Below are 16639 nucleotides of genomic sequence, written 5' to 3'. Positions count from 1 at the left end.
ATCTCCTGAGATACCGGTCAGGCTTTTTTCAGCCATCCGGCAAACAGACGGGTTACGATGGGCATCCAGAACCAGACCACCAGCGCAACCACAAAGGCATCATTAATGAGATGCAGGAGTAACGAGCCCTTCATTGCAGGCAGCACAATGCCGGTCAACCACGGCACCAGATTGGTGCTTGGAAATATCACCAGCAGGGTTATCAGAAACTGTTTCCAGCGTTTGGGCTGTCGTACATGGGGCGCGGGTGGCGTAAACCAGAATGCTGCTTCGGTGCGAATTTCGGTTTTGTCACCTTCAGCCAGCAGTGGAGCAATCTCTTCGACCAACACGCGGCGCGTATCGGACTGGGTCCAGCTATACAGATGCTCAAGCGTGTCGAAGCGGATAATGATGTTCCACAGGTTGTTGCCATCTGCTGGGCGAATCACGTTCGCCCCGAGATGACCGGGAAATTCAGCCGCTACAGGCATGATTTTCCCCAGCCACTGCTCATACCGCTGCGCCTGCTCAGGTAGCAGAGTGTGAGTAATTACCAACGTCACATGTTTGTTCTGCGCCATGAAGGGTTCCTTGTTGACAGGAAACAGGCCGCTTAGGCCTGGAAAGTAATACACAAAATCATTCATGGTGCATCGAGGCGGCAAGGTTGTGGATCCCCGGGAGCTTACATAAGTAAGTGACCGGGGGACGCAAGCGAAGCCAACAAAGATGCAACATGAAGGATGACGTGTATTTAAGCTTTACGTTCCGGCGCGCCATGCACCATGGTATAGGCATAATCCACGCCCATACCGTAGGCACCGCTGTGCTCGCGTACCAGATCCATTACGGCGTCGTAGGTTTCTTTGCGGGACCAGTCGCGCTGGTACTCGAGAAGAACCTGTTGCCAGGTTACGGGTACGGCACCAGCCTGTACCATGCGGTCGATAGAACGCTCATGAGCATCTACGGACGTGCCGCCGGAGGTATCCGTTACCACATAAACTTCATAGCCTGCCTCCAGTGCCATCAGCGCTGGAAAAGTCAGGCATACTTCGGTCCACAGCGCGGAGATAATCAGTTTTTTACGCCCGGTCGCTTCCACCGCTTTCACAAACGCCGTATCTTCCCAGGAGTTCATTGAGGTGCGTTCAATGGGTTTGACATCAGGATGAACCGCTAACAATTCCGGCCAGATATATCCGCTAAAACTTTTAGTTTCTACAGAAGTATAAATCACCGGAACATTGAATATTTTCCCGGTTTTCGCTAATGCCACGGTATTATTTTTTAAAGTCTGGCGATCAATATTCGCCACACCGAATGACATTTGCGGCTGATGATCAATAAAAATAAGCGTAGAATTTTGAGGGTCAATCAGTTCCCGAATAGACATAGCACACCTTCTTAATCAATAAGTTAAAAGGCAACGGTCTGTATCTGCCGTCAGCAGCAGGATCCTGAATCAGAAAGCTTGTTGAGTATAGCGGGAAATTTCTAACGAGTTATTAAAGAAAACTTACCATCCTGTGAAACTATTAATTTTGTGTTGCGATATATCCTAAACAACATCAAAAAAATGCGCATGACTCATCTAATTTATTCACTGGCATTGTTTTTCTTCATTCGGTACAACAGAAGGGTTTAATTTTCAGGATATTTTCTGCTTATGCGCATTAATCTGGATGTTTTGCTTATTCTCGACGCTCTCGACAAACAGGGTTCATTTGCCGCAGCGGCCGAGTCGCTGTTTAAAACCCCTGCCGCACTCAGCTATATGATTCAGAAGCTGGAAAGCGATTTGAATATCGAGCTGCTTGACCGTTCCGGGCACCGGGCAAAATTTACCGATACCGGACAGATGATGCTGGAAAAAGGGCGTTTGCTGCTGAATGCGGCAAAAGATCTCGAAAAACAGGCGGTACAGCTGAGTTCAGGCTGGGAAAAAGAGCTGGCAATTGCGCTGGACGACTCCTTCCCTTTCGCCGCGCTGTTGCCCATTATCGATGAATTTCATGCGCTGAATAAGCAAACTCGCCTCAGTTTTACCCACCATACGCTGGCGGGCTCCTGGGAGGAACTGACCCATAATGGAGCCGATATTATTCTGGGGGCAATTAATGAACCGCCAACGTCTGCAGCCTGGTCCTATAAAATGCTCGGCACGTTGGACAATGTGTTTGTCGTTGCGCCTGAGCATCCGCTGGCCGCAGCAGCAGACGGCCTGACCAACGAACAGTTATGCCTGCATCGCGCGATTGTTATCAGCGACAGCGCCCGCTTCTGCCATCCGTTACAAACCAATCTGATGGAGGAACAGGCGCAAATCCGCGTCGATGACTTCCACAGTAAGGTGATGCTACTGCGGGCCGGTATGGGCTGCGGATTTCTCCCCCGCCATATTGCCAGCCCGTGGCTTACCGCGGGCGAGCTGGTGGAAAAAACGGTTATCTCATTTCGCCAAAAAGACGTGGCTTATATGGCATGGCGCAATAACCGCGATGGGCTGGCACAGCGTTGGTGGCGGGAAACGCTGCTGGCAAGCCCGGAGATTGCGCGCTTATATCAATGACCTATCCATACCGAGGCAGAAATCGCCGGCAGCGTCAGGATATCGTCGGCAAGCATGCCGTTGCCCTCTTTGTGCTGCCATTGACTCACGCTCAGTAATGGCGAGGCTGGCAGGACCACTTCACAAGCGTGGCCACGGTTAATCGCCACCAGTACGCGCTGTCGGTTTAGCACGCGAACAAACACCACCACGTTATCCTCGGCGTAAATCACCTGGCAACCACCGTGGCGAAGCGCCTGATTCTGGTGGCGTAATTTTGCCAGCCGCTGATACAACGCCAGCAGAGTAGCGTCCTGTTTTTCAGGCTGCCACGGGAACGGTTTGCGACAAAACGGATCGTTGTTCCCGTCCAGCCCCACTTCGTCACCGTAGTAAATACAGGGCACGCCAGGCCAGGTAAACAGCCATACCACCGCTAGCGGTAACCGTGCGACGTCTTTACCGAGCAGAGATTTAAAGCGGGCGGTATCGTGGCTGTCGAGCTGATTAAACATCCGCAGCTGTTGCTGATGCGACAACCCCGCGCGGTAGTTATCCATCCACGCCATACAGGTCTGGGCATCAATGGATTGCGGGTCGTATGAGATATCGGTATTGGCGAGGAATCCCCAGAGGGGGAAAGTAAAGCCGCGATAGTTCATGGCGGCATCTTCTGCATCAGCCTGCAACCACTGGCGCGCATCGCCAAAATGCTCACCCACCACATACGCCTCTGGCTGGGTTTCTTTTGCCGCCTGCGTAATTCCGGCCACATGTTGTAGGTTGTTACGTGCGCCTCCGGCCTCTCCCAGCATGTGCACCACATCAAGACGCCAGCCGTCCATACTCCACGGCGCTTTCAGCCAGTGGCGGACGATACTGTCTTCACCACGATAAATTTCATTCACCAGGCTTTCCGAAGAAAAGTCCAGCTTGGGCAGGCTGGAATATCCCAGCCAGTCGAGCGCAACGCCGTCGGCTGAGAAATGATACCAGTCGCGCCAGGGGGATTCTGGATTATGGCACGCCCCGTCCGTCCCCCGATTATGTCGGTCAAACCAGGCGTGCGAATCGCCGCTATGGTTAAAGACGCCGTCGAGAATCAGACGCATGCCCTGCTGTTGGGTGTTGTGCCGCAGACGCAGTAGCGCCCTGTCGCCGCCAAATTGCGGATCAACATGACGGTAATCTTCGGTATCGTATTTATGCACGCTCGGGGCGGTAAATACAGGATTCAGGTACAGCGCCGTGACCCCTAACGTTTTCAGGTACGGTAGCTTTTCGCTGATGCCGTCCAAATCACCGCCATAGAACGTGGAGCCACCGGCCAGAGCCGTAAGCGGTTCGTCCCATTCGCGCCGTAAGATGTCGTGTCCGGCGGCGTGGTGGTAATAGACGTTATCCTGGCCCGCTTCACGCGACTGGCTGCGGGCAAAACGGTCCGGGAAAATTTGATAGAAAATCTGATCGGCAACCCACTGCGGACCGTTATCCGGCACATCAACCGCAAACTGCTCCAGACGCGCAGGCGGAAAACGGCCGAATCCCTGCGGGGTGAACCACAGCTGACGATCGGGCCAAAGTAATTTAAAACTATAGCGTCGACGAGGCTGCCCGCTGGAGAGATCGATCGCCGCTCGCCACGCGGTCACGCCCGGCTGCGGCTGGCTGCGCTGCTTGTGCATAGCCAGCGAAATCTCTTCGTTATCGTTTTCTGCGCGTAGCGTCACCCGCTGGGGTGGATTTTCCCCCGCCAACCATAATGTAATCGTCAGTTGATCTTTGTTTTGCTTAACAAATGGGGCAACCGGAAGGTGCCAGGCGTTCAACATCACGTATCCCCTTTGATGATAATGACGTCACCTTGCCATAGCGAAGTGCAGGATCACTCATCATCTTAACGTTTATTGGGGGAGGAGTTCGGGGGAGGAGAAAATTGCCGGGTAACGCAAAGCTACCCGGCAAAAATATTACTGTGCTTCAGCCAGTTGGCGCTCGCGACGGCGCTTGAATCCCCAGCCGACCAGCAGCAGAACAATCCACGCAAAGCCGACGTACAGCGAAATGCGGGTATCCGGATGATAGCCTATGAGCGCGATGATAAAGACCAGGAAAATTAGGCCAACAACAGTCGTCGTTACCCCACCCGGTACTTTAAATTTCAGCGCTTTGACCTCTTCCGGCGGCAGACGACGACGGAAAGCAATCTGCGACAACAGGATCATAATCCACACCCATACCGTGGCGAAAGTCGCCAAAGAGGCGATCACCAGGAAGACGTTTTCCGGCATGATGTAGTTAAGATACACCGCAAACAGCAGCGCGATAGTCATCACCATTACCGTCACCCACGGCACACCACGACGCGACGTCTTGGCGAACATTTTCGGGGCACTGCCCTGCTCCGCCATGCCGTGCAGCATACGCCCCACACCGAAGACGTCAGAGTTAATAGCCGACAGCGACGCAGTCAGAACCACAAAGTTGAGGATCCCGGCAGCAAAGGTAATACCCATATGCTGGAACGTCATAACGAACGGGCTACCGTCGGTACCCACCTGGTTCCACGGGTAGATAGACATAATGACGAACAGCGTCCCCACATAAAACACCAGGATACGCATTGGTACGGAATTGATGGCGCGCGGAATAGATTTTTCCGGATCTTTGGCTTCGCCTGCGGTAATCCCGATAATCTCAATCCCGCCATAGGCAAACATCACCATTTGCAGCGACATCACCATGCCGAGCCAGCCGTTGCTGAAGAAGCCACCGTTGCTCCATAAGTTATGGATACCGGTTGGTTGTCCGCCGTTGCCAATCCCCCAAATGATGATACCGAAACCGGCAACAATCATGATGATAATGGTGGCGACTTTGAAGAACGAAAACCAGAACTCCAGTTCACCAAACACCTTCACGCTCATCAGGTTGATGGCGCAGATAATCAGCACCACGCTGAGTACCCAAATCCAGTGCGGTACCGCCGGGAACCAGACGCCCATGTATATGCCGAAGGCTGTCACGTCGGCAATGGCGACAATCAGGATTTCAAAACAGTAGGTCCAGCCGGTAATGTAGCCTGCCAGCGGTCCGAGGTTTTCCTGCGCATAGCGCGAGAAGGAGCTGGCTGCCGGGTTATGAACAGACATTTCGCCCAGCGCACGCATAATAATGTACGCTGCGACACCGCCGATAATATAGGCCAGCAACACGCTTGGCCCCGCCATTTTGATGGCGTCGGCCGAGCCGTAAAACAGCCCGGTACCAATTGCTGAACCTAATGCCATAAAGCGGATGTGCCGGGTGCTCAGCCCACGCTTTAGCTTGTTATTACTTTCCATCGATTCCTAACCTGTTAACACAATAAAAAAACCACGGGGCCATGTTAATAGCCCCGTGGTTAAAACTTATTGTCAGTGATATTAGTGTGCGCTGGAGGTCACTTGTCGACCCGCGGCGCGATCCCAGATAACTGCCAGGACCACCATCACGACTGTTGGCATCAACCACGCCAGCCCCTGCTCCGCCAGCGGTAAACGCTGGGTCCAGGCCGGTAACACGTCGCCAATTGCAGAAGCTTTAATGCCATCAAGGATACCAAAAATCAGGCTGATAAACATCGCAGGTGCAATGACGCGGGAAGAATTATGCCACCATGAGCGGGTAAAGCTTAATACAACCAGTGCGATACATGGCGGATAGATAGCCGTCAGCACCGGAATAGAGATCTGAATCAGATGGCTCAGACCCAGGTTAGAAACCACCATCGAGAAGCCGCCGAGGATAAATACCAGCGTACGATAAGACAGTGGAACGTACTGGGCAAAGAACTCTGCGCAGGCGCAGGTCAGGCCAACCGCGGTGACCAGACAGGCGATGAAAATCAGCGCCGCCAGCAGGAAGCTTCCTGCACCGCCAAAGGTGTGCTGAACATACGCATGCAGAATCGCCGCGCCGTTAGCAGACTGATCGACCAGAATCGCGCTATCTGAACCCAGACGGAACAGCGCGAGATACAGCAGCGTTAAGCCCACACCCGCCATTAAACCCGCCCAAACGGTGTAACGGGTCAGCAGACGCGCTTCAGTAACACCACGCGAGCGAGCGGCGTTAACGATAACAATACCAAACACCATCGCGCCCAGCGTATCCATGGTCAGATACCCGTTCACGAAGCCATTAGAAAACGCCGCAGTTTGATAGGCTTCCATCGCATTACTGATCGGGCCTGCAGGCCAGACGATTGCAGCGACAGACAGGACCACCAGCGCCAGGATTTTCAGCGGTGCCAGGAAATTACCCACCGTATCCAGCAGTTTGCCTGGATAAAGCGAAACCAGAATGACAATCGCGAAATAGATAACACTATAGATAAACAGCGGCAGCGCAGAGTCACCAGTCAGCGGTGCAATCCCGACTTCGAAAGAGACCGTCGCGGTACGCGGGGTAGCAAATAACGGCCCAACGGCCAGATAGCAAACGGTCGCCAGCAGCAGACCGGCAACTTTACCGATAGGCGTGCTCAGTCGGTCCACACCACCGCCGACTTTCGCCAGCGCGACAACGGTAAGTACCGGCAGGCCAACGGCGGTAATCAAAAAGCCAAAAGCCGCAGTCCAGACGTGTTCACCTGCCTGCAAACCAACCATTGGGGGGAAGATGATGTTACCTGCACCAACGAACAGTGCAAATGTCATAAATCCCAAAGCGATAATATCGCGCGATTTTAACTGATGGGTCATAAAGTCTTACTGCCTGTGGATGTGGTGTTGAAAATAGTAAATTTTTGCCTTTCCCTGGGGGACAATACAGCGGCATTTTTGCTCAATTCCAGCGGGAAACACTCCCGACCTGGCGCGGCGAAGAATAGTTTTTCGATTTACCGCGTAAATGCAGTCGGTATGACAGCACCTGGAGCGCAATTTAAACGCTTATAACGTTTTAAAGCAAGGTGGGATCCAAAAACCAGAACAATATAGCGATATGAAAAATAGGGTTAGCACAAAAAACCATTTCATGGAAAAAGGTATGGGTAATAATTCGAACAAAAAACAATCAAACATCGTAAAATTCAGGAGGCATCTATTGACCACATAAAAAAAACCAGCTTGCGCTGGCTTTTGGAAAGATTATCTTACGAATACGTCTTAGCCGTTACTTTTGGCAATGAAACGTTCCGGGATCATGAAACTAAATCGCGTCACTTTGCCTGGTTCGCTTTCGATGTTCAAACGGCTGTCGTGATGATGCAGCGCATGTTTCACGATAGCCAGACCCAGCCCGCTACCGCCCGTTTGTCGCGATCTCGCCTTATCCACACGATAAAAACGCTCGGTCAAACGTGGTATATGCTCGGGGGCAATGCCCGGACCGTTGTCTTCCACGCAAAACTCCGCCCCCGACGCCACATGCTGCCAGCGTACGGTAATGTGCGTTCCCGCAGGCGTGTGGTTTACTGCGTTGTAGACGAGATTCGAGATAGCGCTACGCAACTGTTCCTCGTTACCCCGCACGTTTAGGCTGTTATCAACATCAAAGGTAAACGTATGTTTTTGCTGGCTCAGCGTCTGCGCTTCATGCTCAACTACGCGCAACATCATGGGTACATCGACCTTCTCATTCAGTTGCAGCGTCGGTGCAGCCTCAATTTTTGACAGCGTCAGCAGCTGTTTCACCAGTCCTTCCATGCGGTACGTTTGTTCACGCATGGTATGCAGCGCTTTTTCACGCGTCGTCCCTTCCAGCGGATGCTCCTGCATCATTTCCAGGTAACCCTGTAACACCGTCAGCGGCGTACGCAGCTCATGGCTGGCGTTGGCAAAAAAGTTACGTCGTGAACCTTCAAGTTGGTGCATCTGGGTAACGTCGCGCGCCACCATCAGCAGTTGCTTATCGGTGTAGGGCATCACGCGAATTTCCAGATGCCGTCCGGTATTGAGCACCAGATTGATAGGCCGGCTAAAGTCGCGCGTTTTCAGATATTGTGTGAATTCCGGATAGCGAAGCAGGTTAAGAATATTTTGCCCGCTATCGTCCGGCCAGCGCAGTCCCAGAACCTGCTGAGCCAGTCCGTTACACCAGAAGATACCGCCTTCTTCGGTGGTCAACACCACCGCGTCGGGTAGCGATTCCGCCCCGCTGCGAAAACGTTTAATCAGGTTACCCAGTTCTCGACGGCGCTTTTTGTTGCGAAGCTGCATTTGATGCAGCCCATATAACAGCGGCTCCCAACTGCCTCGCCCCGGCGGCGGCGTCATGCTTCTGTCGACCCATAGCCACCAGGACAAACGTAATAGATTCCAGAAATGCCAGATAAGCAGGCCCGTTACCGACGCCAGTAAAAACCAGGGCAGGTAACCGAAAAAAGCGCTAAGGATAAATGCCGGTATGCAGCACAGGATCAGCTCCAGTACCAACCTTTTCCATGACAATCGTTCTAGCAAACGTCTTACTCCATTTACGGCCTAATCCATCAGGCCATGATTCTTGTCAGTCAGAAGCGGGTCGAAAAACGATATCCCGTCCCGCGAACCGTCTGCACCATACGATCGTGTCCGCTGTGCTCCAGCGCTTTACGTAAGCGGCGGATATGCACATCCACTGTCCGGTCTTCCACGTAGACATTGGTTCCCCAGACATGATTGAGGAGTTGTTCACGGCTGTAGACACGCTCAGGGTGAGTCATAAAGAAGTGCAACAGTTTGAATTCGGTCGGCCCCATATCCAGCGGATCCTCGCCGGTCATCACGCGATGCGAAGTGGGATCAAGACTCAGCCCCTGCATCTCAATAACCTCTTCCACCGCCATGGGGGAAATTCGACGCAGCACAGCTTTAATACGCGCCACCAGCTCCTTGGGAGAAAACGGCTTGGTAATATAGTCATCCGCACCGGTTTCCAGACCCCGGACGCGATCTTCCTCTTCTCCCCTCGCCGTCAGCATCATCACGGGTATGTCCCGTGTCATGGCTTCGCGCTTGAGATGCTTAATAAACTGTAGACCCGAGCCGCCGGGAAGCATCCAGTCAAGCAGGACGAGATCCGGCCAGGGTTCATTGAGTTGGTTCACAGCACTGTCATAGTCTTCGGCTTCTACGGGTTGAAAACCGTTTTGCTCGAGCACGAAGCAGACCATTTCACGAATTGGAGCTTCATCTTCTACGACCAGAATACGTCTCGCCATGATTTGCCCTGTTTATAATTAAATCGTTTGCCATCAATACGGTGCCATTATGCGTCAGTTTTATGACAGATTTATGAAAAGATAGTCCAGGTTTAACGCAGCCAGACGAATTATGACAGCCCGGAGACAAGATATTACCGTCCTTGAAAGGTTATAATCCCCGCCACTGTTTTATCGTCATGGAACTCTTATGCGCATCCTTCACACGTCTGACTGGCATCTGGGCCAAAATTTCTACAGCAAGAGCCGCGCCGCTGAACATCAGGCCTTTCTCGACTGGCTGCTGGAGACGGCACAATCCCAGCAGGTGGATGCCATTATTGTGGCGGGTGATATTTTCGATACCGGCTCACCGCCAAGCTACGCCCGTGAGCTGTATAACCGTTTTGTCGTCAATCTGCAGCAAACTGGCTGTCATCTGGTGGTGCTGGCAGGCAACCACGATTCCGTCGCCACGCTCAATGAATCCCGCGATATTCTGGCGTTTCTCAACACCACGGTCGTTGCCAGCGCCGGCCATGCGCCGCAGGTACTGCCGCAACGTGATGGCACGCCGGGAGCGATCCTGTGTCCGGTTCCTTTCTTACGACCACGTGACATCATTACCAGCCAGGCTGGGCTAACCGGACAAGAAAAACAGCAGCATCTGCTGGGGGCGATCACCGACTATTACCAGCAGCAGTATCAGGACGCCTGCACGCTGCGTGGCGATCGAAACCTGCCCATCATTGCGACCGGGCATTTGACCACCGTTGGCGCCAGTAAAAGTGACGCCGTACGTGACATTTATATCGGTACGCTGGACGCCTTTCCGGCGCAAAACTTTCCACCCGCGGACTACATCGCACTGGGGCATATTCACCGGGCGCAGGTTATCGGCGGGACGGACCATATTCGCTACTGCGGTTCACCGATTGCCCTCAGTTTTGACGAGTGCGGCAAAAACAAATGTGTACATCTGGTGAGCTTTGAAGCGGGGAAACTCAGCGCCGTTGAAAATCTCACCGTACCGGTCACCCAGCCGCTTGCGGTACTGAAAGGCGATTTAGCTGCCATTACCACCCAGCTTGAACAGTGGCGTAACGTACCACAAGAGCCGCCGATATGGCTGGATATTGAAATCACCACCGACGACTATCTGCATGACATGCAACGTAAGATCCAGGCCTTAACCGAAGATTTACCGGTCGAGGTGTTATTGGTGCGCCGCAGTCGGGAACAACGTGAACGTATTATGGCCAGTGAACGACGCGAAACGTTAAGCGAGCTAAGCGTAACGGAAGTTTTTGACCGCCGCCTGGCGCTGGAAGAGCTCGAAGAGCCTCAGCGCGAGCGGTTGAATCAGCTGTTTAGCGCAACCTTACACACGCTTGCAGGGGAGAGTGAAGCATGAAAATTCTCAGCCTGCGCCTGAAGAACCTCAACTCCCTTAAGGGAGAATGGAAAGTCGATTTCACGGCAGAACCTTTTGCCAGCAACGGGTTGTTCGCCATCACCGGGCCAACGGGCGCGGGGAAAACCACCCTGCTGGACGCGATATGCCTCGCCCTGTACCACGAAACGCCACGCCTGAATACCGTGTCACAGTCGCAAAATGACCTGATGACCCGCGACACCGCGGAGTGTCTGGCCGAGGTCGATTTTGAGGTGCGCGGCGAAGCCTACCGCGCATTCTGGAGTCAGAACCGGGCACGCAACCAGCCTGAGGGCAACCTGCAGGTCCCGCGCGTAGAGCTGGCCCGCTGCGCTGACGGTAAAATCCTCGCCGATAAAGTCAAAGACAAGCTGGAGATGACAGCCGAGCTTACCGGGCTGGATTACGGGCGTTTTACCCGTTCGATGCTGCTGTCTCAGGGGCAGTTTGCCGCCTTTCTTAATGCCAAACCGAAAGAGCGCGCCGAGCTGCTGGAAGAGTTAACTGGTACTGAGATCTACGGCCAAATCTCCGCCATGGTGTTTGAAAAGCACAAGTCGGCGCGTACGGAGCTGGAAAAACTGCAGGCCCAGGCCAGCGGCGTGGCGCTGTTAGCACCAGAGCAGGTGCAGTCCCTGACGGAAAGTTTGCAGGTACTTACTGACGAAGAAAAACAATACCTTACCAGCCAACAAACCCAGCAACAGCACCTCAACTGGCTTATTCGGCAAAATGAGCTTCAGACGGACATAAACCGCCACCAGCAGGCATTACAGGCAGCACTTCAGGCGCAAGAAGACGCGCAGCCGCAGCTGGCAGCGCTGAGCCTGGCGCAGCCAGCCAGAGCATTGCGCCCTCACTGGGAGCGAATCCAGGAACAAACGGCTACTATCGAGCGTACGCGCCAGAAGATTCAGGAAGTGAATACTCGCTTACAAAGCAGCTTAGCGCTGCGCGGGCGCATCCGTCAGCAGGCGCACACGCAATCGACCGCGATACTCGCCGAACAACAGACGTTAACCGCCTGGCTGAACGAACATGACCGCTTCCGCTTATGGAGTAGCGAACTGGCAGGATGGAAAGCGCTTCTGGCGCAACAGTCCGACGCCAGCGCCCAGCTACGCCAGTGGCAGCAGTTGCGGGAGAACGACACCCGTAAGCTCAATGCACTAACGCTTCCCGCGCTGACCCTTTCGCCGCAGGAGGTAACGGATGCGTTGGCACAACATGTGCAGCTTCGTCCGCTACGCCAGCGGCTGAGCAATCTGCACGGGCAAATCGCCCCGAAGCAAAAGCAACTGGCACAGTTACGCGCCACGCTTGTACAGCGTCAGCAAGAGCTAACTCAGCGCAACGCGGTGCTTGCCGAAAAACGTCAGCACTATAAAGATAAAAATCAGCAACTTACCGATGTAAAAGTCATTTGCGAGCAGGAAGCCCGCATCAAAGATCTGGAAAGCCAACGGGCATTATTGCAATCCGGCATGCCTTGCCCGCTATGCGGCTCCACCGCACATCCGGCGATTGAACGCTATCAAACGCTCGAACTGAGCGTGAATCAGACGCGGCGTGAAGCGCTGGAAAAAGAGGTCAAAACGCTGGCCGATGAGGGTTCAACGTTACGCGGCCAGCTTGAGGCGATAACGCAGCAACTTCAGCGGGATGAACGCGAAGCACAGACGCTTTCTCAGGAGGAGCAAGCACTTACTCAAGAGTGGCTGACCGTCACCGCCAGCCTCAACGTCACGCTACAACCGCAGGATGACATCGCCCCGTGGCTGGCCGCTCAGGAAGAGCACGAACAACAGCTTCACCAGTTGAGCCTGCGTCATACCCTGCAGGCGCAAATCGCAGCCCATACCGAGCAGATTACCCAGCTCCAGCAGCATATTGACCAGCGCCAGGCGACGCTAACCGCCGAGCTTTCCCGTCATGGTCTGGCCCTTCCGCCCGAGGATAACGTTGCCTCATGGCTAAGCGAACGGGCGAACGAAGCGCAAATGTGGCAACAGCGCCAGAATGAACTGACCGAGTTACAGGCCCGGATTGCCCAGCTTGCGCCGCTGCTGGAAACGCTGCCAGAAACCGAGGCGCTTTCTGAAGACATTGAGGATTTGTCGCTGGAAAACTGGCGGCAGGTGCACGACGATTGCCTCTCTTTACAGGGACAGTGGCAAACCTTGCAACAGCAGGAGGCGCAGGACGTTCAGCGCGCCGCAGACATTCAGGCGCAGTTTGATTCCGCATTGCAGGCCAGCATCTTTGACAATCGTGACGCCTTTATTGCCGCCCTGCTGGATGAAGAGACTTTCAACCGTCTTGAGCAGTTGAAGCAATCGCTGGAAAGCCAGCAACAACAGGCGCAAACGCTGCTTAATCAGGCCCAGCAGGCGCTGACGACTCATCAACAGCAGCAACCAACCGGGGTAGATCTCTCGCTTACCGCACAACATCTACACGACGCGCTGGCGCAGCTCACCCAGTTGCTACGCGATAACACGACTCGTCAGGGCGAAATTCGCCAACAGCTTAAGCAAGATGCTGAAAACCGCCAGCAGCAGCAGGCGCTGATGCAGGAGATTGAAAAAGTCGCGCAGCAGGTCGAAGACTGGGGGTATCTGAATGCGCTGATCGGCTCGAAAGAGGGAGATAAATTCCGCAAATTTGCCCAGGGGCTGACGCTGGATAACCTCGTCTGGCTTGCCAACAACCAGTTGACTCGTCTGCACGGTCGCTATTTGTTGCAGCGCAAGGCCAGCGAAGCGTTAGAGCTGGAAGTGGTTGATACCTGGCAGGCCGATGCGGTGCGTGACACGCGTACGCTTTCCGGCGGCGAGAGCTTCCTGGTGAGTCTGGCGCTGGCGCTGGCATTATCCGATCTGGTCAGCCACAAAACACGAATTGACTCCCTGTTCCTCGACGAAGGCTTCGGCACGCTGGACAGTGAAACGCTGGATACCGCTCTGGACGCGCTGGATGCGCTCAACGCTACCGGTAAAACCATTGGCGTCATCAGCCACGTCGAAGCAATGAAAGAACGCATTCCGGTGCAGATCAAGGTGAAAAAAATCAACGGTCTGGGCTACAGCAAACTCGACAAGATGTTTGCGGTGGAGTAATCGACCAGCGGATGTGGTGTCACAGGCCGGATAAGCGCTAGCGCCATCCGGCACTCTATGTAGCACAATATTGCATACTCAGGGACGGATATGAAATGGCATTCCACTTCGCTTATCCGCAAGCTATCGCTATTGGCGGCGAACGTTCGCCGCTATGACGCATATCCTGCGTCTTTCTTGTTGGCAGGTGGTATGAAAAAAGTCATTTTCTCTTTAGCGCTGGGAACATTTGGGCTGGGCATGGCCGAGTTTGGCATCATGGGTGTACTCACCGAACTGGCGCGGGACGTGGGAATTTCTATTCCTGCCGCTGGCCATATGATTTCGTTTTACGCCTTTGGCGTGGTGCTGGGCGCACCCATTATTGCGCTCTTTTCCAGCCGTTTTTCACTCAAGCATATTCTGCTGTTTCTGGTCACACTGTGTGTGATTGGCAACGCCATCTTCACCCTCTCCTCCTCCTATTTTATGCTGGCGGTAGGCAGGCTGGTCTCCGGCTTCCCGCATGGTGCGTTTTTTGGCGTTGGCGCAATAATCCTGTCGAAGCTCGCCCGTCCGGGAAAAGTCACCGCCGCCGTCGCGGGTATGATTTCTGGGATGACCGTTGCCAATCTGGTTGGCATTCCTTTCGGCACCTGGCTGAGTCAGGAATTTAGCTGGCGCTATACGTTCCTGCTGATTGCCGTCTTTAATATCGCCGTGATGGTCTCGGTCGCTTTTTGGGTACCCAACATCAGCGATGAAGCAAAAGGAAAACTGCGCGAACAATTTCACTTTTTGAAAAGCCCCGCCCCGTGGCTCATTTTCTCCGCCACCATGTTCGGTAACGCCGGGGTTTTCGCCTGGTTCAGCTACGTCAAACCGTACATGATGTATATCTCCGGCTTCTCCGAATCGCTGATGACCTTCATCATGATGCTGGTAGGATTAGGAATGGTGTTGGGAAATCTGCTGAGCGGTCGGCTGTCTGGTCGCTATACGCCGCTGCGCATTGCGGTGATAACCGACTTCGTGATTGTGCTGGCTCTGCTGTTGCTCTTTGCCTTTGGCGGGATCAAAGTCGCGTCGCTGACCTTCGCCTTTATTTGCTGCGCGGGCCTGTTTGCCCTGTCGGCGCCGCTGCAAATTTTACTGCTGCAAAATGCTAAAGGAGGGGAGCTGCTGGGTGCGGCTGGCGGGCAAATTGCCTTTAACCTCGGCAGCGCGATTGGCGCTTATTGCGGTGGCATGATGCTGACGCTGGGCTTTGCCTACAACTACGTGACACTGCCGGCGGCACTGCTGTCATTTTCTGCGATGTCGTCACTGTTGCTGTACGGTCGCCTGAAGCGCGCAGTCCCCCAGATGACACACGCTGCCGGATAGCATCTGCGCTACCCGGCTACGCGAACATTACTCCTGCGGCCACAGCCAGGCCGCACCGCGTACACCGCTGGAATCCCCGTGTAGCGCCTTGCGTAGAGGCGTTTCGCACTCGCCACCAAAGACAAACTGCTTAATCAACGTCGGAACGTTTTGATACAGTCGGTCGACATTGCTCATTCCGCCACCCAGCACAATGACGTCCGGATCGAGAATATTCACCACATGAGCCAGTGATTTCGCCAGACGACGCTCATAGCGGCTCAACGCTTGCTCCGCAAGAGCATCCTGCGCATTAACAAGGCTGATAATTTCATTACCTTTGAGCTTCTTACCGCTCAGACGCTGGTAGTCGGTGGCAAAACCGGTCCCGGAAATGAAGGTTTCAATGCAGCCTTGCTTGCCACAATAACAGGGGACTTCCTGTCGAAAACGCAGCTCATCTTCGTCCATCCACGGCAGCGGATTATGCCCCCACTCCCCTGCGGTACCGTTGCCGCCGGTGTGCGCCCGACCATTCAGTGCCACGCCTGCGCCACATCCAGTGCCGATAATCACCGCAAACACGGTTTGCGCCCCCGCCGCCGCACCATCCACCGCTTCTGAAACCGCCAGACAGTTGGCATCATTTGCCAACCGCACTTCGCGATTCAGACGCGAACTCAGGTCTTTGTCAAAAGGTTGTCCGTTAAGCCAGGTCGAGTTGGCATTCTTTACCACCCCGGTGTAGGGCGAGATTGAACCTGGAATGCCCATTCCCACGGTTCCCGTCTGCCCGGTGGCGTTTTCCGCCATCTCCACCAGCGTGGCGATGGTTTCTATCGTTTGCCGATAATCATCACGCGGCGTGGGCAGGCGATGGCGAAAAAGCTGCTCGCCCGCATCGCCAAGCGCAATAACTTCCGTTTTCGTACCGCCCAAATCGATACCTATACGCACTGTTTGCTCCTCTTCCCGATTAACAATGCAAGCATAGCGACAATTCGCTATCATGCCCGCTGGATTTAACGACAAGGCCGTGGAAA

The 16639-nt window shown here is 54.1% G+C and carries 12 protein-coding genes; 4 read left to right on the top strand and 8 right to left on the bottom strand.

The features are described from left to right. Positions 1-17: 17 nt before the first annotated feature. Both OGY37_RS16245 and OGY37_RS16240 read right to left on the bottom strand, forming a co-directional pair. Positions 18-563: an antibiotic biosynthesis monooxygenase gene (locus tag OGY37_RS16245; protein ID WP_003830975.1), complete on the bottom strand. Its 546-nt coding sequence runs from the start codon at positions 561-563 to the stop codon at positions 18-20. A gap of 173 nt (positions 564-736) precedes the next feature. Further along, on the bottom strand, positions 737-1378 hold the full coding sequence (locus OGY37_RS16240) for a hydrolase (protein WP_003830974.1): 642 nt from the start codon (positions 1376-1378) through the stop codon (positions 737-739). 273 nt (positions 1379-1651) lie between these two features. On the opposite strand from OGY37_RS16240, the gene OGY37_RS16235 reads away from it, so the two are divergent. Next, positions 1652-2554 carry a LysR family transcriptional regulator gene (locus OGY37_RS16235; RefSeq protein WP_166465383.1) on the top strand — a complete coding sequence of 301 codons (903 nt, stop codon included), beginning with the start codon at positions 1652-1654 and terminating at the stop codon, positions 2552-2554. Here OGY37_RS16235 and malZ read toward each other — a convergent pair. The 5 genes from malZ to phoB all read right to left on the bottom strand — a co-directional run bounded on the left by malZ (position 2548) and on the right by phoB (position 9719). After that, entirely contained in the window at positions 2548-4365 is a 1818-nt protein-coding gene (gene malZ / locus OGY37_RS16230) for a maltodextrin glucosidase (RefSeq protein ID WP_286621246.1), read from the bottom strand. The genes OGY37_RS16235 and malZ overlap by 7 nt on opposite strands. 138 nt (positions 4366-4503) lie before the next feature. After that, the gene (gene proY, locus OGY37_RS16225) at positions 4504-5877 is read right to left on the bottom strand and encodes a proline-specific permease ProY (protein WP_003021504.1); all 1374 of its coding nucleotides are present in this window, start codon (positions 5875-5877) and stop codon (positions 4504-4506) included. 81 nt (positions 5878-5958) lie between these two features. Continuing rightward, positions 5959-7278 carry a branched-chain amino acid transporter carrier protein BrnQ gene (gene brnQ, locus OGY37_RS16220; RefSeq protein ID WP_003021501.1) on the bottom strand — a complete coding sequence of 440 codons (1320 nt, stop codon included), beginning with the start codon at positions 7276-7278 and terminating at the stop codon, positions 5959-5961. Between the two features lie 405 nt (positions 7279-7683). Then, positions 7684-8979, bottom strand: a complete 1296-nt coding sequence (phoR, locus tag OGY37_RS16215) for a phosphate regulon sensor histidine kinase PhoR (protein ID WP_286621245.1) — start codon at positions 8977-8979, stop codon at positions 7684-7686. A 50-nt stretch (positions 8980-9029) separates the two neighbouring features. After that, the gene (gene phoB, locus OGY37_RS16210; RefSeq protein WP_003021496.1) at positions 9030-9719 is read right to left on the bottom strand and encodes a phosphate response regulator transcription factor PhoB; all 690 of its coding nucleotides are present in this window, start codon (positions 9717-9719) and stop codon (positions 9030-9032) included. Positions 9720-9909: 190 nt separating this feature from the next. Here phoB and sbcD point away from each other — a divergent pair, with 190 nt between their 5' ends. The 3 genes from sbcD to araJ all read left to right on the top strand — a co-directional run bounded on the left by sbcD (position 9910) and on the right by araJ (position 15617). After that, positions 9910-11112, top strand: a complete 1203-nt coding sequence (gene sbcD, locus OGY37_RS16205; protein ID WP_126955932.1) for an exonuclease subunit SbcD — start codon at positions 9910-9912, stop codon at positions 11110-11112. After that, positions 11109-14252: an exonuclease subunit SbcC gene (gene sbcC / locus OGY37_RS16200; protein WP_286621243.1), complete on the top strand. Its 3144-nt coding sequence runs from the start codon at positions 11109-11111 to the stop codon at positions 14250-14252. The genes sbcD and sbcC overlap by 4 nt, the downstream gene beginning before the upstream one ends. Positions 14253-14444: 192 nt before the next feature. Further along, on the top strand, positions 14445-15617 hold the full coding sequence (araJ, locus tag OGY37_RS16195) for an MFS transporter AraJ (protein ID WP_148362692.1): 1173 nt from the start codon (positions 14445-14447) through the stop codon (positions 15615-15617). Between the two features lie 27 nt (positions 15618-15644). Here the strand turns inward: araJ and mak are convergent, their stop codons facing one another. Further along, positions 15645-16553 (bottom strand): fructokinase, encoded by a 909-nt coding sequence (gene mak / locus OGY37_RS16190; protein ID WP_063941294.1) that lies wholly within the window; start codon positions 16551-16553, stop codon positions 15645-15647. Between the last annotated feature and the right edge of the window lie 86 nt (positions 16554-16639).

Source organism: Citrobacter sp. Cpo030, from assembly GCF_030333005.1.
GTDB lineage: Bacteria > Pseudomonadota > Gammaproteobacteria > Enterobacterales > Enterobacteriaceae > Citrobacter > Citrobacter portucalensis.
This window is presented reverse-complemented; position numbering and strand designations above follow the sequence as displayed.